This is a genomic window from Bradyrhizobium sp. SZCCHNS3052 (assembly GCF_032484495.1).
Lineage (GTDB): Bacteria > Pseudomonadota > Alphaproteobacteria > Rhizobiales > Xanthobacteraceae > Bradyrhizobium.
Window position 1 is genome coordinate 84892 of sequence record NZ_JAUETB010000017.1, and the last position, 21514, is coordinate 106405.

Consider the following 21514-nt stretch of genomic DNA (forward strand, 5'->3'; position numbering starts at 1 on the left):
GTGAGCGGCGGACGCCTTCGCGCCCACCGCCTGCCGGCGCTGTCTCGCCGAAGTCGAAGCTTGCCCCGCAAACTTCCCCTCGCCCGGATTGCATCTTCGATGCAATCCGGCCTCTCCCCGCATCCGCCTTCGCTCGTCGAGCTACGGTGGACAAGAGCGGGGAGAGGCCAAGAGAGCGAGACGACTGCGGCCGCCCTAAGCTGCCTTCGACACCTCCATCAGCAGGCGCTCGGCACGGGCGTCTTCGATGCGATTGACGAGTTTGCCGCTCTCGTGGCGGTCGCGCAGCGTCTTGGTCAGGGTGACGCAGGTCTGCACCAGCATGACGATGCCCATCGTCAGATAGCCCTTCATCCAGAGATCGATCGGCATGAAGAAGACGCCGAGAGCGACGAGGAAGGCGGAGGCGGCGAACGAGGCGTAGGAGAAGGTGATGAAGGCGCTGCTGTGCGGCTGGGTGTTCTGGTTCATGGTCGGCTCCTATGATGACGTGGTTGTTGATGCGTTCGATCGGTCGTGACGGAAATCAGTTGGCCGGTGCGGCGCGGCCGGCCTTCAGCCGCGCCAGCACGTCGTCGGCAGTGGTCTTGATGCGTGGGCCAAAGCCCTGCTCGGCGAGCTTCTCGGCCGTGGTGATCGGCCCCGTCGCGGCATCGAGCTCCATGAGCGCCTCGTCGGCGGCTTGCGCCTCGATCTGCCGCTCCCGCAGCCGTTTCAGCGTCGCTTCGGCCTCGGGCAGCGTGCACTCGTAAGGACGCGCCGCCTCGATGCCGCCGCGGCGCAGATTGCGCACGGCCTCGGAGGCGCGCGCAATCCGCCGGCCGCGATCGAGCTCGGCAATGCGCGCCTCGGCGTTGGCGACATGTTTCTTCAGCCTGGTGATCTCGGTCGCGAACAGCGCCCGCGCCGTCCGCGCCGCGTCACGCTCGGCCTCGAGGCCGGCGATCGCCTGCGCCGCCTCGCGGGCCAGATCCTCGCGGCCGCCGTCGAGCGCTGCGGTGGCGCGCACCTCGAGATCGGTGATCCGTGCCAAGGTCGCCTCGAGCCGCTTGCCCTCCTGCTGGTCCTGCGCAATGGCCAGCGCCAGCGCGCGCTTGCTGCGATCGACGGCGGCGGCGGCGTCACGCAGCTGCTGATCCAGGATCACCAGCGCGGTCCGGTCCTGCAGCTCCTCCTCCGCGACGGCCACGGTGCCCCGAAACAGCGTGAGAACGGTCTTGAACATTGTGAACTCCCTGTTATGAGCATCGCTCATGACGTTTCTTCTAGCGCAACCATGAGCGACGCTCAAGAATTATTTTGAGCACCGCTCAATATTTTGGTTAACAATGTCCAAGACACTGGAAAGACGTGCGAAACAGCGCGAAGCCTTGATCGAGGCCGCCGAGCGGATGATCCGGACGCGGGGTCTCGCGGGTCTGAAGACGCGCGATCTCGCCCAGGAGATCGGCGTCGCCAATGGCGCGGTCTACAATCTCGTCGCCGACGTCGACGAACTGGTGCTGATGGTCGGATCACGCACCTTGGCGCGGCTCGACGCCGACCTGTCCGCAGCCGAGAGCGCGGGCCCTCCCGGCCCCGAGGCTGCGCTGGTGCGCATCGCGATCGCCTATTGCGACTTCGCCGCCCACAATCTCGAGCTCTGGCGCGCACTGTTCGAGCACCGCATGCCGCCCGAGAAGCCGCTGCCCGACTGGGCGATCGCCGACCAGATGCACCTGTTCCGTCACATCCACCAGCCACTGGCGGCGTTGTTTCCACGGCGCTCTTTCGACGACATCAGCGTCACCGCGCGCAGCCTGTTCTCGGCCGTCCACGGCATGGTCGCGCTCGGCTTGGAGCAGAAGCTGATCGCTGTGCCGCTCGCGGCCTTGCGCGCGCAGATCGCGACCATGGTGAAGGCGATGGTGACGGGACTGGTGGCGGAGGAGACGACCGGCCGGTGACGCGGAGCTCGGCGTCGGGGGCGCAGCGTCATCGGATGCTGATGCCAACAACAAGTCCGACTGCTTCACGGCACTTCTCTCCTGCTTGCTGTCAGAGCCAATTTGCTGCCATGGCGGCGCGGCTCCCTCCTTGTTCAGCTGGAATTGACGGCGAGAACAAACAACCGCCCCATTGCTTCGCAGTATCATGCCGACGTTCGGACTTGTTCCAGACAACATGTCTGGAACTGCCGTTCCACTGACGCTCGACGACGAGTGTTAGTTCGTGTGACATGTGCAGATCTCGGCGCATGGCCACGCTCATCCGGCCGGCAGAACCTGCAGCGTATGCCGCGCGATCCAGAAAAAACTCCAACGAGTCCATGACGCGCGAGCCAAGGGGAAAATCGTGAGACATCTGCGTGCGCCCAATGACGACCGCGATCCGCCATTCCCGTCCGGCTACGACGACGGCCGGCGTCCGCTGTATGAACAACCGTGGCGCGACGAGCACGATCGGCCTACCCCTGCTGAATTCTCGTCCCGTTACGGCGTGCAGGAGGTTCCTCCGCCGCCACGGGAACGGCGTCTCCTCGGCGCGTTGAGCGTGATGGGGCTCGTGGCTGTTGCCGCGGGCGTGGCCGGCTTTGCAGCGACGAGACTTCCGACGCGGTGGACCGCTGCGCTCTCCGCCAAGAGCAGCGCGGCGGCGACAACGACGGCAACAGTCCCATCGCCGCCGGTCCAAGCCGCGCAGACCGTTGCGCCAGTCCAGGATACTCTCCGGACCGGAGCGCTCGCGAGCGCCGCTCCGGCGGTCGCGCCGGACCAGAACATGCCGCTGAGGGAGGACGACCGTGTGCCGAAGTTCGACACGCGGGTGGCCAATGCCGCGTCGGCGCAGCCGACCAGCACGCGCGCCCCGGTCCAGGGCGTGACCGATACCGAAATCAGCTTTGGAATGGCGGCGCCGTTTTCCGGGCCGGCCAGGGAGATGGGCCATCAGCTCAAGCTCGGCATCGACCTCGCATTCGCTCAGGTCAACGAGGAAGGCGGCGTGCATGGCCGGCAGCTCAAGCTCTACACGGCCGACGATGCCTATGAGCCGACGCGGACGCTGAACGCGATGAAGGAGCTTTACGAGCAGCACAAGGTGTTCGGATTCGTCGAGAACTACGGCAGTCCGACGGCCCTGATCTCGGTGCCGTACGCGCTCGAGCATCATGCGCTGTATTTCGGCGCCTTCACCGGGGCTCCTTCGCTTCGCCGCGATCCGCCGGACCGCTACGTCTTCAACTACCGCGCCGGCTACGCCGAGGAAGCCCATGCGCTCGTGAACTATCTCGTCAAGATCCGCAAGCTGCGTCCGCAGGAGATCGGAGTTCTCACCCAGCAGGATGCCTATGGCGACGCGGGGTGGGAGGGCGTCAGCAGGGCGATGCACGGGCTGCGCGGCGGCGCGGGCGACGCCTTCCGCATGAGCTACAGCCGCAACACCGTCAATGTCGACGAGGCCATCGCGCAACTGCGCCGGCAGAAGCATGCGATCAAGGCGGTGGTGCTGGTCGCCACCTTTCGCGCCGCGGCCAAGTTCATCGAGAAGACCCGCGATCTCTATCCGGATATGACCTACGCGACGATCTCCGGCGTCGGCAGCACCGGCCTCGCCAGTGAGCTGATGGTGCTCGGCCCGCGCTATGCGGACGGCGTCATCTGCACCCAGGTCACGCCGGCGGTCGACGGCTACGCGTCCGTCACCCTGAACTACAAGAAGGCGCTCGACAGATATTTTCCGGGAGAGCCGGCGGATTACTCGTCCCTGGAAGCCTATCTCACGGCCAACATCCTGATCGAAGGGCTGCGCCGCGCCGGTCCCGCGGTGGACACGGAAACGCTGGTCGATGTCCTCGAATCGATGCAGAATTACGAGCTGGGCGTCGGATCGAAGGTGAGCTTCGGCCCCTCCGACCACCAGGCGCTGCACAAGGTCTGGGGCACGCAGCTCGACAAGACCGGCCAGTATCATGCGATTGATCTCGAATAGGCGGAATGGCTGAACTGGCCTGAGGCCGCGCTCTGCGCAGCGTGCCTGAGCGGGTTGCATTCATCGGCGGTTTCGGCCATATCGGTCGCATGATCAAGACTGAGACCTTGCACGCGAACACGTGGTGGCGCTCCATCTAGGAGCGGCACGGCCTCGTCATTCATTCGCCCGTCGCCGCCGTTCATCGGCCTGCGACGCGGTTCTTGTCATCAACAGCATCGAAGAGTTCGATCGAGCGGCGGTTCTCACTCCTGGAGAACCACGATGCCACTCTCAATGCCAGAACGTCCCGTCATCCTGACCGGCGACAGAACCACCGGCCCGCTGCACCTCGGCCACTATGTCGGCTCGCTGCAAACCCGCGTCGCGCTGCAATCGACGCATCGGCAATTCCTGCTGCTGGCCGATGCCCAGGCGCTCACGGACCACGCCCACGATCCGGCCAAGGTGAGCCGGAACGTCCTGGAGATCGCGACCGACTATCTCGCCGTCGGCATCGATCCGGAGATGACGACCATCTGCCTGCAATCGCACCTGCCGGCGCTGGCCGATCTCACGCTGCTCTACATGAACTTCGTCACGGTGGCGCGGCTCGAGCGCAACCCGACCATCAAGGACGAGATCCAGGCGCGCGGCTTCGGCCGCGATATTCCGGCCGGCTTCCTGTGCTATCCCGTTGCGCAGGCCGCCGACATCACCGCCTTCAAGGCGACCATCGTGCCGGTCGGAGACGACCAGGCGCCGCTGATCGAGCAGACCAACGAGATCGTCCGCCGCATCAACCGCCAGGCGGGCACGGAAGTGCTCCCCGAGGCACGCGCACTGATCCCGAGCGTCGGACGCCTGCCTGGCGTGGACGGCAAGGCCAAGATGAGCAAATCACAGGGCAACACGATTCCGCTCTCCGCCACCGCGGACCAGATTCGCGATGCCGTCCGCCGCATGTTCACCGATCCCGGCCACGTCAGGGCCGCCGATCCGGGCCGCGTCGAAGGCAATGTCGTCTTCACCTATCTCGACGCGTTCGACGACGATCCTGCGGCGGTTGCGGACCTGAAGGCGCGCTACGTCCGCGGTGGCCTCGGCGACAGCGTCGTGAAGCAGCGACTTGATGACGTGCTGCAGGCCGTGGTCGCGCCGATCCGCGACCGGCGGGCGGCGTTTGCGCGTGATCCCGGCCACGTTCTCGAGATCGTCAGGCGCGGCACCCAACTGGCGCGCACCGTCACCGATGCGACCTTGCGTGACGTCCGCGAGGCCCTGGGCCTGTTCGCGCTGCATGAGCGGTGCGATGCTAATGCTTGATAACATGAATTAACTAATTCTCGCTCCGCTGCGTCACTGGAACACGAAGCGGCTGTGCGTGTCCCGTTGAAATAGACGCCGCGCTGTCAAGCATCCGCGAAAGGCGCTATGCTGTGTTCGCGCCTGCCCAACCGTGATGCCGAGATCCGGCTTCGAAGTATCCAACACTCGCGTTTCACCCGGGAGAACACATGGCGAAGCGACCCATCGTAAAGCCGCCGACGGCCGCAAAGCCGCCGCCAAGGAAGCAGGCTTTCGATCCGGCGGTGTTCCTCAAGACCGAAGGCCCGGGCCGGACGATCGGGAAATACCGAAAGGACCAGCAGATCTTTTCTCAGGGCGGCCCCGCCGATGTGCTGTTCTATATCATCACCGGCACGGTCAAGATCGTCGTCCATTCCGAGCAGGGCAAGGAGGCGGTCATCGCGCTGCTCGGGCAGGACGACTTTTTCGGCGAAGGCTGCCTGGCCGGCCAGTCTCATCGGCTGTCGGCGGCGTCGGTCATCACGGACAGCGAAATCCTGCGGATCACCAAATCGGCCGCGCTGAGCGCCCTGCGTGAGCAGCCGGCGTTCTCCGAGATCTTCGTTTCGCGCATTCTCGCCCGCACGATCCGCGTCGAGGCCGATCTCATCGATCAGCTGTTCAATTCGAGCGAGAAGCGCCTTGCGCGGGCGCTACTGCTGCTGGCCAATTTCGGCAATGACGGCAAGCCGCAGCGGGTCATCGCGAAGGTCAGCCAGGAGATGCTGGCCGACATGATCGGCACCACCCGCTCGCGCGTCAGTCACTTCATGAACAAGTTCCGCAAGCTGGGCTTCATCGACTACAACGGTCACCTCGAGATCAACAGCTCCCTGCTGAACGTCGTCCTGCACGATCAGCCGCATATCGCAGGCGACAAGTCGGTCGGAGGCAAAGGTCCGCTGAAGAGCTTGTGACCGGGCATCGCGAGATCGAGCTGGGCCGCCCTGCTCGGCTCGATCCACGCCACCATCACATCATTGCCACCGTCACATCACTGCAGCTGACTGCGCACCGCCGTCGTAGGCGGCTGGAGAAACGCATCGAACCGCTGCTTGACGATGGCGTAGCATTCGCACGATGCTTTCTCGAGGCCGGGCCGGTCGAGCACCTGGATGGTGCCGCGACGATAGCTGATCAGGCCGGCCGCCTGCATGGATTGCGCGGCAAGCGTCACCGACTTGCGATTGGCCCCGAGAATCTGCGACAGGAACTCGTGCGTATACGGAAGCACCGCCCCTTCGGCCCGGTCGTGCATCATCAGCAGCCATCTGCAGATGCGCTCTTCCGTCGAATGCATGGCATTGCAGGCCACCGTCTGCTGAACCTGGGACAGCAGCGTCTCCGAGTAGCTGACGAGAAGATTGCGCACATGTTCGCTGGAATCGAACTCGTGCTGCAGCAGCTCGATCGGACACCGGACGGTATGCCCTTCGAGTTGAACGATGCAACGGTTGAAGGAGGCCCGGCTGTACATGGCGGCGAAGAGGCCGAAGGCGCCCTCGCGACCGATATTGGCCGTCTCGATGGCGTCGCCGTTCTCCAGCACGGTCAACAGCGACAACACCGATCCTCTCGGGAAATAGGCATGCCGGAGATGGCCGCCCGCCTCGCAGACCACGGCGCCGAGCTTGAAATCAACGGGCTCGAGGTGCGGCTCGATCCGGCCGCGGCTGTCCGGCGCCAGGGCATCGAGCAGCTGATTGCTTCGCAGATCGCGATCGGTTTGCGCCTTGATCATTCCAAAACTGACAAGCCACGATGAGGGACGGAGGCCACGGCGCAGAGGCGGCTGTCCGCGCCGTCGCCCCCGTTTCTTGGGCGCTCTCGACCGGCAAGTCTGAGCAAAATTGCTCACGAGCTCCCGCACGCAAGGCTCCCCCGCCGCGCCGCAACAACGGCCCTGCTCGCTCATCGCGCATCCGGCGATTTCACTGACTCGGATCGTCCGATTCCGCGCCGGGATTTCCGGCGGCCCGATCGGTCCAGAAGGCGGCCATCCGCAGACAATGCGCCTGCAGGTCCGGATCGACGGCATCGCGCGCAAGTTGCGTGAAATCGGCCGCCAGACGCAGGCATTCACGGATGAAATTGCGGTCGTTGACGGATTCGGACAGGACACACCCCTTCGACGGGATCCATCTGTCACACGCCCCACGGCCCGCTGTCGGTGGGCCACACCACCGAGCGGCCCAAAAGAATGGCCGCCGAATGAGCGGATCTGGCCGGCGCGCCAACCCGGCCTGCCGCCCGGCTCAAGGCTGGCCGATCGCGCATATGGCGGTTTCCGTGAGGATGGTGCCGCCTACCCTCTGACGGGCTGCAAGAGCGCGCGTCGCGCCGCGGCGCCGGTGCCCGCTCTCCGTGGAAGGTCCTCTGGACGAGCGCGCGGGCACGGCAAGCGTCAGGTGCAACTGCCAAGCGCCCCCTCGACGCGAGCCGGGGCGCCTTTCGCCTCGATCCGGCTCGCGACGAATTGCGCTGCGGCAAACTGGACCATGTCCGCTTTTGCTCAGACTCCGGCCGGTGAACGGCAACACAATAGCCCTACAATATCAAATCGTAAGGAAGAGAGCCGCGGGGAATTTGTAGTCGGGGTGCGTTCTGTTTTGGAGAATCCGCGTGTTGGGACATCAGAGCCAAGATACCGCTTTTCCGATCCTTCTCGAGCGCGCGGGCGTCCGGAATGACATGCGCAGCTACAGGCTCATCCAACAATCTGCGCTCGCCGAATTCAGTCGTGCTGCATTGCAGACCCGCGACATCCACGTCGCTCTTCAGCGCGCCGCCGCGCTCGGTGCCAAGGGCCTCAATGCACCGTTCGCGATGGTGATGGAATTCGTGGCGGACGGAAAGAGACAGCTGGTCCGCGCGGGGTACGGATGGCCGAGCTCGGTCGAACAATCATCGTTCGTCGTGGACAGTACCTCGCCTGCCGGACGCGCCTTCCAGACGGGTCAAGCCATCATCACCGGTCGCGCCCCCCCGGATGGTCGCTTCGAGATACCGGGGCTTCCAGTAGACCGCGGCATCAAGACGTCGATCAGCGTCCGGATCGAACGCGGCGGACGAGGCGGCGGCTATTTCGGCGTGCTCCAGGTCGACAGTCCGGCCCCCCGCCGCTTCGACGAGGCGGACGCTGCCTTCCTCACCGAATTCGCCGACATCGTCGGGATTGCAATCGAGCGCCTGCATGAGGAGACGCGGCTCCGGGACGCCTTGGACCATCAAGCCATGCTGACGCGCGAAATGGGTCACCGCGTCAAGAACAGCCTGTCTTCCGTCGTGGCCATGCTCCGGGTGCAGGCATTCGGGACGGATTCCGTTGAGGCCAAGCTTGCCCTCGGCGAGGCCGGATCGCGCGTAGCAGCCATTGCACAGGTTCATGATCATCTCTCGCGGGCATCACAGATCGGCTTCATCGACGTCGACGTCTTCCTCATAGACTTCTGCAAGAGGCTGCAACGCGTCGCGGGAGCGCATATCCTGAACTGCGATGCCCATCCGATGCGGCTATCGGCCGATCACGCCGTGCCTCTCGGTCTCCTGCTCAATGAGTTGGTCAGCAACGCCGTGAAACATGCCTATCCTGGCCAGGACGGACCGATCGACATCTCCGCCCGCGACATCGACGGTTGCCTGCAGCTCAGCGTGTCCGATCAGGGCGTCGGTCTGCCCGATGGTTTCGACATCGATCAACCGCGCACAAGCCTGGGGTTCCGGATGATCAAGGGGATGGTCCAGCAGCTTCGCGGCCGTCTCACCCTGAGCGCCAACCAGCCGACTGGCACGCGTGTCCTGTTCGAACTGCCGATCCTCCCCCGCAATGAAGCGGTTGTCCCGGCAGCCCTCGTCACCACAGAGCGCCCGGTGCTGGAGAAGGCCCGGTGATCCCTTGCGCGATCATCCCAACGGCCACCGCGGCCGATGCGATCCGCTGCTGACAAGGCTGGCCGCTTGCTCGAACGGCGCCTCTTGTCAGAGCACCTCGTCCACGCTTCGCTGATGGCGACCAGCGCGCTACGCGCTCCATGGTGAGACCACCTGCGCAGGCACGGCGGCATTTACCGGGCGGAAACCGTTGCTGTCGTTGAATGCGAGCATGGCACAGTTGCGCATGGAAGTTCGCGATTCGGCCGGCACCATCCTGCCGGGCTATGGCGACGCATTCTTCGACCTCAGGCTCCCCGGCGATCACCGCCGCGTGGCGCAGACCCTGCTCCGGATCATTCGCGGCGACGACTTCCGCTCACCGGTCCACAGTGTCCACTTCTTCCGGGGCGCTTCCGAGATCGGCTGCTGGTCGGTCGACGACGAGCGCGCGGAGATGAGCTTCGTGGACGAGTTCGCCCACACGCCGCCGGCCGCGGCGTAACAGCTTCCCCGACGAGCCCCCGGCACGCGGCATCGGCCTCATGCGATCCGGGGGTGCGCGGTCTGGTGCCAGGTCCAGGCCGAGCGGATGATCGTGCCGAGATCGGACCGATGCGCCGCGAAGCCGAGCTCCTGCTGGGAAAGATGGGGATCTGCGACCAGGACCGGTGGATCGCCGGCGCGGCGCGCGCGCACCACCAGCGGGACCCGCTCGCCGGTCTCCCTGCCGATTGCATCGACGATCTCGCGCACCGAATGGCCGCGGCCGGTCCCGAGATTGTAGGTGCCACCCGAACCGGTCTGCAGCAGACGCTCCATCGCCGCAATGTGGGCTGCCGCGAGATCGTCGACGTGAACGTAATCGCGCACGGCGGTCCCGTCGGGTGTGTCATAGTCGGTGCCGAAGATCGCAAAGTCCGGCACGTGGCCGAGGATCGCCATCAGCGCTCGCGGGATCAGGTGCGTCTCGGGATCGCGCAACTCACCGATCAGGCCTGACGCGTCGGCGCCGCCGGCGTTGAAGTAGCGCAGCACGATGGCCGACAGGCCGTAGGCTGCCTGATAGTCCGCCAGGATCTGCTCGATCATGTATTTCGAGCGGCCGTATGGATTCAGGGCCGATCCCGCGGCGCTCTCGGGAATCGGATCCCGCCCGGCGTCGCCATAGACCGCGCCGGTCGAGGAGAACACCAGCCGCGCGCAGCCGGCCTCGCGCATGCCCTGCAGCAGGCCCAACGTGCCGACGACGTTGTTCAGATAATATTTGTGCGGATCGGCGACGGATTCGCCGATCGTGCTCGGCCCGGCCAGGTGCATCACCGCGTCGACCGCGTGGGCGCGAATGGTGTCCGCCACCCTGGCGCTGTCGGCAATGTCGCCGACCACGAGCGGTCCCCATCGCACGAAGCGGCGATGGCCGGTGGACAGATTGTCGTAACAGATCGGCACGTAGCCAGCCCCGGCGACAGCCTTGCAGCAATGAGCCCCGATGTAGCCGGCGCCGCCGGCAACCAGGATCGCTCCGTTGTGACCCATGCATGAAAGCCTTCTGATCAGCAAACGGCTGGACCCAAGTCGCGGATGAGAAATGTGACCCAGCGAGGCGACTGCTGCAACCGGGCAGCGCGCGCCGGCCGGCGTCACCGACAACCGCTTGGCGGCAGGCCGCTCCGTGCTCTTAACGCGCTCGCACCCAGCCGGTCGTCCAAATTGCGGTCAAGTGACGCCGAATAGCTGCTGTCACGCGATGACAGCACGACATCTAGCCGTGAACAGACCTCGTACCGGGCTGCGCCGCTGATTCGGACGCGGTTCGTTCAAGTCACGTTCTGAACGTTAACGTGAGCGCGCGCGACGTCGCATTCTGGGACATCAGGCGCGGGCTGGTCGCGGCAGCGAATCCGGCGCCGATGTCGTTGGCGCGATCCCGGCGCGGCGATCGCGGGCTGTGCCTGTGCTCAACCTGCTGGCCTGTTAGCTGGTTCATCACGGTCCGATCGCCCGCGGGTTCCGTTCGGCGCGCAGATGTCCATGCCCCGCGACGCATGGCTCACGACCCAGAGTCCAGGTGGCACGCGGCGCAGAATGGGATACGAGTCGTCGGACTGATCAGCGTCGGCCGATGCAGGAGGCGTCCCTTGAGTGAAACACCGAGCAACGTCGACGCGGCGGCGCGCGCTGCATCGACGCCGCCCGCCGCGGCGCCCGGGCTCTGGGCGCGTCTCGGCATTCCGCTGCTTGCGGTGATCGCAGCGCTCGCCTTCGTGGCGCTCGCGACCACGCGCTGGAACGCCTGGACCGGCAACGCAACGACCCAATCGACCAACGATGCCTATGTGCGCGCCGACCTGACGCAGCTCTCGAGCCGCGTGGCCGGCGAGGTGACGAAGGTTGCGGTCAGCGATTTCCAGCAGGTCAAGGCCGGCGACCTGCTGGTCCAGATCGATCCGGCCGACTACGAGGCACAGGTGTCGCAGGCCGAGGCCAATGTCGAAGCGGCGCAGGCGGCGCTCGACAACCTCAGCAACCAGGTCGAGCTGCAATACGCGACCATCGCCCAGGCCGAGGCGCAGCAGGTCTCGGCCGGCGCGGCCGAGGTGCAGGCCAGGCAGGAGGAAGAGCGCCAGCAGTCGCTGTCGCAGAGCGAGGCAGGTACCAAGCAGCGGCTGGAACAGGCAACGGCCGCCTATGCCAAGGCACAGGCGGACGTGCGCGCGAGCCGCGCGGTGATCGCCGCGCAGCGTCATCAGCTCGAGGTGCTCACCGGCACCAAGAAGCAGCGCGGCGCCGATCTCGCCGGCGCCAAGGCCGCGCTCGCCGCCGCGCGGCTCAAGCTCGGCTACACCAGGATCACCGCGCCATTCGACGGCGTCGTCGGACAGCGCCAGGTGCAGGTCGGCGACTACGTCAATATCGGCAGCAGCCTGATCGCGGTGGTGCCGCTGCCGCATGTCTTCATCATCGCCAACTACAAGGAAACGCAGCTCACCCATGTCGCGCCCGGCCAGCCGGTCGAGATCACCGTGGATTCGTTCCCGGGCCAGAGGCTGCATGGCCGCGTCGAGCGGATCGCGCCGGCCTCCGGCTCGCAATTCGCGCTGCTGCCGCCCGACAATGCCACCGGCAACTTCACCAAGGTCGTGCAGCGCATTCCGGTCCGCATCGCCCTCGACGGCGACCAGCCGCTGCTCGCGCGGCTGCTGCCGGGCATGTCGGTCGTGACCCACATCCGCACCACCGGCCAGGCCGATGGCGCCAAGTGAGACCGATCGCGGACCGCTGTCGCGCGGCGGCCAGGCGGCGCATCCGCTGTTTGCCGTCGGCGCCGTCCTGCTCGGCTCGTTCCTGGCGAATTTCGACAGCCGGCTGACCTCGGTCGGCCTGCCCGATCTGCGCGGCGCGTTCTCGCTCGGTTTTGACGAGGGCGCCTGGCTGTCCACCGCGGCGATCGGCTCGCAGATCGTCATCGCGCCGGCCGTGGCGTGGCTCGCGACCGTGTTCGGTCTGCGCCGTGTGCTGGGTATTCCCAGCCTGATCTATGCGGTGCTGTCCCTGATCATTCCGTTCGTGCGCGACTATCCGACCTTGATCGCGCTCGCGATCCTGCACGGCATGCTGCTCGGCACCTTCGTGCCGGCCACGCTCATGATCATCTTCCGCAACCTGCCGATCCGCTGGTGGCTGCCGGCGATCTCGATCTATGCGATCCGGGTCGGCTTCGCGCTGGATACCTCGACCTCGCTGGTCGGCTTCTATGTCGAGCATCTCGGCTGGCAGTGGCTGTACTGGCAGGGCGTCGTGCTGGCGCCGCTGATGGCGCTGATGGTCTATCTCGGCACCCCGGCCGAGCCCGTCAACCGCGCGCTGCTCGAGAACGCCGACTGGGGCGGGATGCTGCTGCTCGGCAGCGCCGTGGCGATGATCTATGCCGGTCTCGACCAGGGCAACCGACTCGACTGGCTGCAATCGGGCACGGTGATGGCGCTGCTGTGCGGCGCCGCCGCGCTGTTCGTCCTGTTCCTCGTCAACGAGGCGCTCGCCCCGCAGCCATGGGCGCATTTCAACGTGCTGTTCTCGCGCAACATCGGGCTGTCGCTGGTCGTGATCCTGCTCTACACGCTGACCAGCCTCTCGAATGCGTCGCTGGTGCCGAACTTCCTCGTCACCATCACGCAGTTGCGGCCGGAGCAGAGCGGCTCGCTGCTGTTGTTCTACGGCGCGCTGCCGATGGTCGTGCTGGTGCCGCTGTCGATCGTCCTGCTTCGCCATCTCGATCCCCGCATCGTCGTCGTGCTCGGTCTCAGTGCCTTCGCGGCGGCCAATCTGCTCGGCACCCAGATCACCCATGCCTGGGCGCGCGAGGATTTCATCGTCATCGTCGTGCTGCAGTCGATCGGACAGGCCCTGACCTTGCTTCCGATCATCATCCTCGCGCTGTCGAATTCCGATCCGGCGCGAGCGACGTCCTTTGCGGCCTATATCCAGGTGATGCGGCTCGGCGGCGCCGAAATCGGCGTCGCCCTGATGGGAACGTGGCTGCGGGTGCGTGAGCAGGTGCATTCGGCCTATCTCGGCCTCAACATCCAGAGCGGCGATCTCGACGTCGCGCGCGCGCTGCAACGACTGACCGGCTATTTCGCCGCGCATGGCGGCGGCCAGGCCAAGGCCCGCGCCGTCGGGACCTTGGCCGCACAGGTGCAGCGCGAGGCCAACGTGCTCGCTTATCTCGATGCGTTCTGGCTGTGCTTCTGGCTCGCGATCGCCGCGCTCCTGCTGGTCGCCCTGATCACGCGCGCGCCGCCGGGCCCGTTCTCGCCAGCACCGATCGGTCTGAGGGCGGCGTGGATGCGACGGTTCGGAACGTCGACGACGTGAGCGGGCCCGCCCGCAGCATGCTGGGGCGTCGCCTTCTCTCCAACAACGCCGGCGCGCCTCTGCGCCTTTAACCTTCTGACGAAAGCCGAGCCGCACGATCAGAATCGCCGGCGCTGCATGTTGCGCGCCATCTCCGAGAGCTACGACATCTAGCCGTGAACAGATCTCAAACCGTGATTCGCAAGCGATTCGGACGCGGTTCGTTCCAGCCGCGTTCCGAACGTTAACGGCGGTGCGATGATCGTCGCATTCTGGGACATCATGCTCGCGATGATTGCGGCAACTCATCGAGCGGCCATTTCGAACGCTTGATCTTCTTGTAGGGCAACGTCGTCACGTCGCGCGCGACCACGCCGGGCGCATCGACCATGATGATGTCGGCCGCGATCGGCGCAAATGCCGCGCGGAAATGCTGGGCGGATTTCACCACGACGAGCTTGCGCGTGGCAGGATCGCAGCCGAGCTGCGTGAAGAAGTCGGTGCCGAACGCCTGGCAGCGGAACGTGGTGATCACGACCTCGACGCCATTGCTCCCGATCAACGCGCAATCGCCGAGCTTGGCGGGCGTGCCGGCAAGGCCCGTCATCACCATATTCTCCTTCAGCGCCTTGATCTCCCAGGTCGCATCGACGGGATCACCCGACAGCGGCCCGATCTTGCCGCCGATCCTCAGCGGCAGCTTGGCGCCGACGCCGGCATCGAAGGCGATGCGCACCGCGATCGGATCCCAGAGCGGACCGAGGCAGGCATTGCCGATGTTGCGGTCGAGCAGCCGGCGCAGGATGAACGTGGAATCGCCGGGCGCACCGCCGCCGGGATTGTCGCTGGCATCGCCGAGCACGATGGTGCCGTCCTTCGCCAAGGCCTGGTCGAGCGCAGCATCGACGCCGGGCATGCGTTCGGTCACCGCCTCGCGCATGCCGATCAGCTCGTCCGCGAGCTTGCGCGCCAGCGCCTGCGCCTTGGCGCCATCGGGATCGACGGCGGCATCGCTATAGACCAGCACCTTGGTGCCCATGTCAGGCGTGTCGCCCCATCCGAAGCCGTGAACGATCGAGACCGAGACGATGCCGTCCTTGCCTTCCAGCGCGGTGATGCGGTCGACGAAGCTGCGCACCGGCTCGCGCGTGGTGTGCAGGGTGACGATCATGTCGGTGTCGACCAGGGCCTTCTGCAGCTTCAGCCGCTTCTCGGCGAGCTCGGTGCAATGTTTCACCAGATCCTGGGCCCGCTCGAGAATGTCGGTGTGCGGATATTCCTTCCAGCAGATCAGAAGATCGGCGCTTCTGACCATCAGCTCGCTCATGTGAACGTGGGGGTCGAGCGTCGCACCGATGACCACATCGGGTCCGACGATGTCGCGGATGCGCGCGAGCAGCTCGCCCTCGCAATCATCATAGCCGTCGGCGATCATCGCGCCGTGCAGGCCGATCAACGCCATGTCGACCGGCAGCGCGGCTTCGAGGTCGGCGAGGATCTGGTCGCGCAGGGTTTCGAACGCGGCGCGGGTGACGAGCCCGTTCGGCACCGCTGCGGCGACCAGCCCCTCGATCAAGGTCCACCCTTTCGATGGCCCGACCTGCCGCGCCGCCCATAGTGGCCCGCCATGCATCTGCATCTTGTCCGGATGCGTTCCGGCCGGGAAGTAGGCACGCTCGTGGAAGGTCGCGAGCCCCGTCGGCATCGGCGCAAAAGTGTTGGTCTCGGTGGCAAGGGCGGCGGAGAAGACACGCATGGAGGAATTGCTCTTGGTTCGCGCGATGACAATGAGGCGGCCGCAGGGGATCGCATTGCGCCCACGAGCACAAGACTTTGCGACGGCAGAGCACCCGTCGCTCAGCGCATGATGTCGATCAGTTCGCCGCCGCCGGCGCCCTCACCGACTGATCCTCGATCGCCTTGATCGCGACGACGGCGACCTGGGATAATGCCTCGCGGTCGGCGCCTGACGACGCCATCACGCTCATTCCGGTGATCACGGCGGAAACATAGCGCGCGAGCGCAGCGGGGTCGGCGGCTTCAGCCAGATCGCCTTCGCGCTTGGCGCGCTCGAAACGGTGCCGGAGCTGCTCCTCGGTCTGTGCGCGGCGGGCCGCGAGCTCGAACGGCACGTTGGAAGAGCCGGAGCCGCAGGCGAGACCGCCCTGCACCAGCAGGCAGCCGGGCGGATTGGAGGGATCGGTCTGTTTCTCGGCGACGCCCATCAGCATCCGCGCGGTGACCTCGTGGGCGGTCGGCGCGCTCAGCACCTCGTCCATCCAGGCCTCCCGTCGCGCCGTGTAGCGGTCGAGCGCGGCCCTGAGCAGGGCCTCCTTGCTGCCGAACGCGGCATAGAGGCTGGGCGGGTTGATGCCCATGGCATCGGTGAGCTGGGCGATGGTGGCGCCCTCATAGCCATGGCGCCAAAACACCTCCATCGCCTGGTCCAGCGCGGTGTCGCGATCGAAAGTCCGGGGCCGTCCGATGCCCATCTGCAAAACTCCTGTTCCGTCTCCGCCCCGTCTGATTCTTATCTAGTTGTTCTTGAACGCGATTTCTTTGATCTGGCGCAGTCCGCCGAAAGTCGGGCTACTATTTTCGTAGTATCCGTTACATAAGTCTCTTGCGAACGGGTTGCCAGCGCCACATTTGTAGCGAGCACTACAAATCTGGAGCGCGCCAATGCCTTCGTCCGAAATTCGTTCTTCCGGCCGCCTGAAGCGGTGGCTGAGCACCGTCGCCGCCGGCTTGGTGATTGCCGCCGGCTCCTACGCCGGCTCCCAATATTTCCACTTCAGTTCCGCGCCGAATGCGGCCCGCGCTGCGGCCCCCGAACAGGCCGTCCCCGTTACGGTTGCCGTCGTCGAGCCGCGCCAGGCGAGCCTGTGGGACGAGTTCTCCGGCCGGCTTGAAGCCGTCGAGCGGGTCGAGATCCGGCCGCGGGTGGCCGGTGCCATTCTCGGCACCAATTTCACCGAGGGCTCGCTGGTCAAGGCTGGCGACGTCCTGTTCAAGATCGACCCGGCGCCCTACGCCGCCGAGGTCGACCGGGCGCAGGCGCAACTGGAAGCGGCGCGCGCCCGCGCCGCCTTCGCCGCCAACGAACTGGAGCGCGGCGCGCAGCTGGTTGGCAATTCCATCGTGACCAAGCGCGATTACGACCAGCGCGACAACGGCAATCGCGAAGCCATCGCCAACGTCAAGGCCGCCGAAGCGACCTTGCAGACAGCCAAGCTCAATCTCGACTACACGCAGGTGCGCGCGCCGGTCGACGGCCGGGTCGGCCGGATCGAGGTCACGGTCGGCAACCTCGTCGCCGCCGGGTCGGCCTCGCCGGTGCTGACCTCGCTGGTGTCCGTCAACCCGATCTATGCGAGCTTCGACGCCACCGAAGAGCTGGTGTTGCGCGCATTGTCGGCGATTGCCGACGGCTCGGGCAAACGCGGCAATCTCGACCGCATCCCGGTCGAGATGACGACCTCGGGCGGCATCACGGCATCCGGCCATATCCAGTTGATCGACAATCAGGTCAACGGGCAGAGCGGCACGATCCGCGTCCGCGCCGTGTTCAAGAACGAGGACGGCCGGCTGATCCCCGGCCAGTTCGCGCGCGTGCGCATGGGCCAGCCGCAGCAGCAATCGCTGGTGCTGCTCGACGAGCGCGCCATCGGCACCGACCAGGACAAGAAATTCGTGATGGTGGTCGGCGACGACGAGCGCGCTGTCTATCGCCCGGTCAGCCTCGGCGGCAGCGTCGATGGCCTGCGCATCATCTCCGCCGGCCTCAAGCCCGGCGAGCGCGTGGTGGTCAATGGCCTCCAGCGGGTGCGGCCAGGTGCGTTGTTGAAGACGCAGGTGGCCGCGATGGGCGCACGCGATGGGGCGGCCACTGACAACAAGCGACTGGCGCAGCGCTGATCATGATCGACAATGGCGGTCACCACACACGCGATGCCCACCCTCCCCTGGAGGGGGAGGGTCGACGCGCGCACAGCGCGCGGCGGGGTGGGGTGACGGTCTCAGTTGGTGAAAACCTGCTCGCACCTCCTCAGCCATCCGTGCGTCGCGGGTTCGTCTCAGTCGAGCACCGCACGCGCGGAGGGGCCGCCACCCCACCCCGTCTCGCATGTCGCTGCGCTCATGCGAGCCGACCCTCCCCCTCCAGGGGAGGGTGGGCACCGCGCCAGCCCTTAGACCAAGTCAGATAACGACGACCGACCTCTCCCGACCACGGGGCCTCCCATGAACCTCTCCAAATTCTTCATCGATCGGCCGATCTTCGCAGGCGTGCTGTCGACGCTGATCTTCCTCGGCGGCTTGATCGCGCTGTTCTCCATGCCGATCTCCGAATACCCCGACGTCGTGCCGCCCTCCGTGGTGGTGCGTGCGACCTATCCCGGCGCCAATCCGAAGGTGATCGCCGAGACGGTGGCGACGCCGATCGAGGAGCAGATCAACGGCGTCGAGAACATGCTCTATATGAGCAGCCAGGCGACCACCGACGGCGCGATGACGCTCACGGTCACCTTCAAGCTCGGCACCGATCCGGACAAGGCCACGCAGCTGGTGCAGAACCGGGTGCAGCAGGCCGAGCCGCGGCTGCCCGCCGTGGTGCGCCAGCTCGGGGTGATCACCAAGAAGAGCTCGCCCGACCTCACCATGGTCGTGCATCTGATCTCGCCCAACGGCCGCTATGACACCACCTATTTGCGCAACTACGCGGTGCTCAACGTCAAGGACCGGCTGGCGCGCATCGACGGCGTCGGCGACGTCCAGCTGTTCGGCGCCGGCGACTATTCGATGCGGGTCTGGGTCGATCCGCAGAAGGCGGCCGAGCACGGTCTCTCCGCTAGCGACATCGTCAAGGCGATCCAGGCGCAGAACGTCGAGGCCGCTGCCGGCGTGGTCGGCGCCTCGCCGAGCGTGAAGGGGCTGGACCTGCAGCTCTCGGTCAATGCCGAGGGCCGGCTGTCGAACGAGGACCAGTTCGCCGACATCGTGGTGAAGACCGGCGCTCACGGCGAGATCACGCGGCTGCGCGACGTCGCCCGCATCGAGCTCGGCGCCTCCGAATACGGCCTGCGCTCGCTGCTCGACAACAAGCAGGCGGTGGCGATTCCGATCTTCCAGGCGCCGGGCTCCAACGCGCTGCAGATCTCCGACAACGTCCGCGCCACCATGGCGGAGATCGCGAAGACGATGCCGGAGGGCGTCGAGTATCACATCGTCTACGACCCGACCCAGTTCGTGCGCTCCTCGATCGAGGCCGTCGTGCACACGCTGTTCGAGGCGATCGTGCTGGTCGTGATCGTGGTGATCCTGTTCCTGCAGACCTGGCGCGCCTCGATCATCCCGCTGCTGGCGGTGCCCGTCTCCATCGTCGGCACCTTCGCCGTGATGCATCTGTTCGGCTTCTCGATCAACGCGCTCAGCCTGTTCGGCCTGGTGCTCGCGATCGGCATCGTCGTCGACGACGCCATCGTCGTGGTCGAGAATGTCGAGCGCAACATCGAGAGCGGGCTGTCGCCGCGTGACGCCACCTACCAGGCGATGCGCGAGGTGTCGGGGCCGATCATCGCGATCGCGCTGGTGTTGGTCGCCGTGTTCGTGCCGCTCGCCTTCATCTCCGGCCTCACGGGCCAGTTCTACAAGCAGTTCGCGCTGACGATCGCGATCTCCACCGTGATCTCGGCGGTGAACTCGCTGACCTTGTCGCCGGCCCTGTCGGCGCTGCTGCTCAAGGGCCACCACGAGCCGAAGGATCGCCTCACCCGCATCCTCGACCAGAGTCTCGGCTGGTTCTTCCGCGGCTTCAACCGCGCCTTCGTCCGCGCCTCCAACAATTACAGCGGCAGCGTGTCCAAGGTGATCACCGGCAAGGCCGCGGTGATGATCCTCTATGTCCTGCTGGTCGGCGCCACCGCCGTGCTGTTCAAGCAGGTGCCGGGCGGCTTCGTGCCGGGCCAGGACAAGCAGTATCTGGTCGGCTTCGCGCGGCTGCCGGACGGCGCCACGCTCGACCGCTCCGAGGAGGTGATCCGCAAGATGAGCGACATCGCGCTGACGCAGCCCGGGATCGAGAGCTCGGTCGCCTTCCCCGGCCTGTCGATCTCCGGCTTCACCAACTCCTCCAATGCCGGCATCGTGTTCTCGACCTTGAAGCCGTTCGACGAGCGTAAGGATCCATCGCTGTCCGGCGGCGCGCTGGCGATGGAGCTCAACAAGAAATATGCGGGCATCCAGGACGCCTTCATCGCGATGTTCCCGCCGCCACCGGTCAACGGCTTGGGCACCATCGGCGGCTTCAAGCTGCAGATCGAGGACCGCGCCGGCCTCGGCTACGAGGCTCTGAACGACGTCACCAAGGCGTTCATGGCCGGCCTGCAGAAGTCGCCGGAGATCGCCGGCGTGTTCTCGAGCTTCCAGGTCAACGTCCCGCAACTGTTCGCCGACATCGACCGCACCAAGGCGTTGCAGCTCGGCGTCCCCGTGACGGAGGTGTTCAACACCCTGCAGATCTACCTCGGCTCCTACTACGTGAACGACTTCAACAAGTTCGGCCGCACCTATTCGGTGCGCGTGCAGGCCGACGCGCCGTTCCGCGCCCGTGCCGACGATATCCGCCAGCTCAAGGTGCGCTCCGCCTCCGGCGACATGGTGCCGCTGTCGGCGCTGCTCAACGTGCGACAGAGCGCAGGTCCCGAACGCGCCATCCGCTACAACGGCTTCCTGTCGTCGGATATCAACGCGGCAGCGGCGCCCGGCTTCTCCTCCGGCCAGGCGCAGGCGGCGGCCGAGCGGGTCGCGGCCGAGGTGCTGCCGCCCGGCTTCGCCTTCGAATGGACCGACCTGACCTACCAGGAGTTCATCGCCGGCAACTCCGGCCTGTGGGTGTTTCCGCTCGCGATCCTGCTGGTGTTCCTGGTGCTGGCCGCGCTGTACGAGAGCCTGACCCTGCCGCTGGCGATCCTGATGATCGTGCCGATGGCGCTGCTGGCGGCGATGTTCGGTGTCTACCTCTCGAAGGGCGACAACAACATCTTCACCCAGATCGGCCTGATCGTGCTCGTCGGCCTCTCCGCCAAGAACGCGATCCTGATCGTCGAATTCGCGCGCGAGCTCGAATTCGCCGGGCGGACGCCGTTGCGCGCGGCGATCGAGGCCAGCCGCCTGCGGCTGCGACCGATCCTGATGACGTCGATGGCGTTCATCATGGGCGTGCTGCCGCTGGTGCTCTCGACCGGCGCCGGCTCGGAGATGCGGCGCGCGATGGGCGTCGCGGTCTTCTCCGGCATGATCGGCGTCACCGTGTTCGGCCTGTTCCTGACGCCCGTGTTCTACGTGCTGCTGCGGACGCTGACCGGCATGAAGCCCCTCACCCAGCATGGCGGCCACGGCACGGTGGCGGCTCAACCTGCGGAGTAAACAAGAATGTGAACGCGCGTGATGTCGAGCGCCCGGAAACGCGATCGTCTCTTGATTCGTAGAG

16 protein-coding genes are annotated in these 21514 nt (G+C 66.0%); 10 read left to right on the forward strand and 6 right to left on the reverse strand.

The features are described from left to right. Nucleotides 1–195: 195 nt before the first annotated feature. Entirely contained in the window at nt 196–471 is a 276-nt protein-coding gene (locus tag QX073_RS32245; RefSeq protein WP_315716622.1) for a YiaA/YiaB family inner membrane protein, read from the reverse strand. A gap of 55 nt (nt 472–526) precedes the next feature. Further along, nucleotides 527–1225 carry a PspA/IM30 family protein gene (locus QX073_RS32250; protein WP_316184235.1) on the reverse strand — a complete coding sequence of 233 codons (699 nt, stop codon included), beginning with the start codon at nt 1223–1225 and terminating at the stop codon, nt 527–529. Nucleotides 1226–1328: 103 nt separating this feature from the next. On the opposite strand from QX073_RS32250, the gene QX073_RS32255 reads away from it, so the two are divergent. From QX073_RS32255 to QX073_RS32270, 4 genes are all read left to right on the forward strand, one after another. Beyond that, nucleotides 1329–1946, forward strand: coding sequence for a TetR/AcrR family transcriptional regulator (locus QX073_RS32255; RefSeq protein ID WP_315716620.1), 618 nt, complete (start codon nt 1329–1331; stop codon nt 1944–1946). Between the two features lie 388 nt (nt 1947–2334). After that, the gene (locus QX073_RS32260) at nt 2335–3969 is read left to right on the forward strand and encodes an ABC transporter substrate-binding protein (RefSeq protein ID WP_315825421.1); all 1635 of its coding nucleotides are present in this window, start codon (nt 2335–2337) and stop codon (nt 3967–3969) included. 264 nt (nt 3970–4233) lie between these two features. Further along, nucleotides 4234–5274, forward strand: coding sequence for a tryptophan--tRNA ligase (gene trpS / locus QX073_RS32265; protein ID WP_316174952.1), 1041 nt, complete (start codon nt 4234–4236; stop codon nt 5272–5274). Between the two features lie 191 nt (nt 5275–5465). Continuing rightward, the gene (locus QX073_RS32270) at nt 5466–6215 is read left to right on the forward strand and encodes a Crp/Fnr family transcriptional regulator (protein WP_316226970.1); all 750 of its coding nucleotides are present in this window, start codon (nt 5466–5468) and stop codon (nt 6213–6215) included. Nucleotides 6216–6292: 77 nt separating this feature from the next. Here the strand turns inward: QX073_RS32270 and QX073_RS32275 are convergent, their stop codons facing one another. After that, nucleotides 6293–7213: a Crp/Fnr family transcriptional regulator gene (locus tag QX073_RS32275; protein WP_316226971.1), complete on the reverse strand. Its 921-nt coding sequence runs from the start codon at nt 7211–7213 to the stop codon at nt 6293–6295. Between the two features lie 707 nt (nt 7214–7920). Between QX073_RS32275 and QX073_RS32280 the strand changes: the two genes are divergently transcribed. Continuing rightward, complete coding sequence (locus tag QX073_RS32280) at nt 7921–9189, forward strand: sensor histidine kinase (protein ID WP_315753360.1); 1269 nt, start codon at nt 7921–7923, stop codon at nt 9187–9189. A 211-nt stretch (nt 9190–9400) separates the two neighbouring features. Beyond that, complete coding sequence (locus QX073_RS32285) at nt 9401–9673, forward strand: hypothetical protein (protein ID WP_315753358.1); 273 nt, start codon at nt 9401–9403, stop codon at nt 9671–9673. 38 nt (nt 9674–9711) lie between these two features. On the opposite strand, the gene galE is transcribed toward QX073_RS32285, so the two are convergent. Beyond that, nucleotides 9712–10707, reverse strand: a complete 996-nt coding sequence (gene galE / locus QX073_RS32290; RefSeq protein WP_316226972.1) for a UDP-glucose 4-epimerase GalE — start codon at nt 10705–10707, stop codon at nt 9712–9714. A 602-nt stretch (nt 10708–11309) separates the two neighbouring features. On the opposite strand from galE, the gene QX073_RS32295 reads away from it, so the two are divergent. Both QX073_RS32295 and QX073_RS32300 read left to right on the forward strand, forming a co-directional pair. Continuing rightward, nucleotides 11310–12434, forward strand: coding sequence for an HlyD family secretion protein (locus QX073_RS32295; RefSeq protein WP_315825425.1), 1125 nt, complete (start codon nt 11310–11312; stop codon nt 12432–12434). Continuing rightward, on the forward strand, nt 12421–14046 hold the full coding sequence (locus QX073_RS32300; RefSeq protein ID WP_316226973.1) for an MFS transporter: 1626 nt from the start codon (nt 12421–12423) through the stop codon (nt 14044–14046). Before QX073_RS32295 ends, QX073_RS32300 begins: the two co-directional genes overlap by 14 nt. A 259-nt stretch (nt 14047–14305) precedes the next feature. Here QX073_RS32300 and QX073_RS32305 read toward each other — a convergent pair whose 3' ends face one another. Together QX073_RS32305 and QX073_RS32310 are read right to left on the reverse strand one after the other, a co-directional pair. Next, entirely contained in the window at nt 14306–15781 is a 1476-nt protein-coding gene (locus QX073_RS32305) for a M81 family metallopeptidase (RefSeq protein ID WP_316226974.1), read from the reverse strand. A 118-nt stretch (nt 15782–15899) separates the two neighbouring features. Beyond that, nucleotides 15900–16517, reverse strand: coding sequence for a TetR/AcrR family transcriptional regulator (locus QX073_RS32310; RefSeq protein WP_315716607.1), 618 nt, complete (start codon nt 16515–16517; stop codon nt 15900–15902). Between the two features lie 190 nt (nt 16518–16707). On the opposite strand from QX073_RS32310, the gene QX073_RS32315 reads away from it, so the two are divergent. Next, the gene (locus tag QX073_RS32315; RefSeq protein ID WP_316168068.1) at nt 16708–17943 is read left to right on the forward strand and encodes an efflux RND transporter periplasmic adaptor subunit; all 1236 of its coding nucleotides are present in this window, start codon (nt 16708–16710) and stop codon (nt 17941–17943) included. A 324-nt stretch (nt 17944–18267) separates the two neighbouring features. Further along, nucleotides 18268–21450: a multidrug efflux RND transporter permease subunit gene (locus tag QX073_RS32320; RefSeq protein ID WP_315825428.1), complete on the forward strand. Its 3183-nt coding sequence runs from the start codon at nt 18268–18270 to the stop codon at nt 21448–21450. Nucleotides 21451–21514 lie beyond the last annotated feature (64 nt).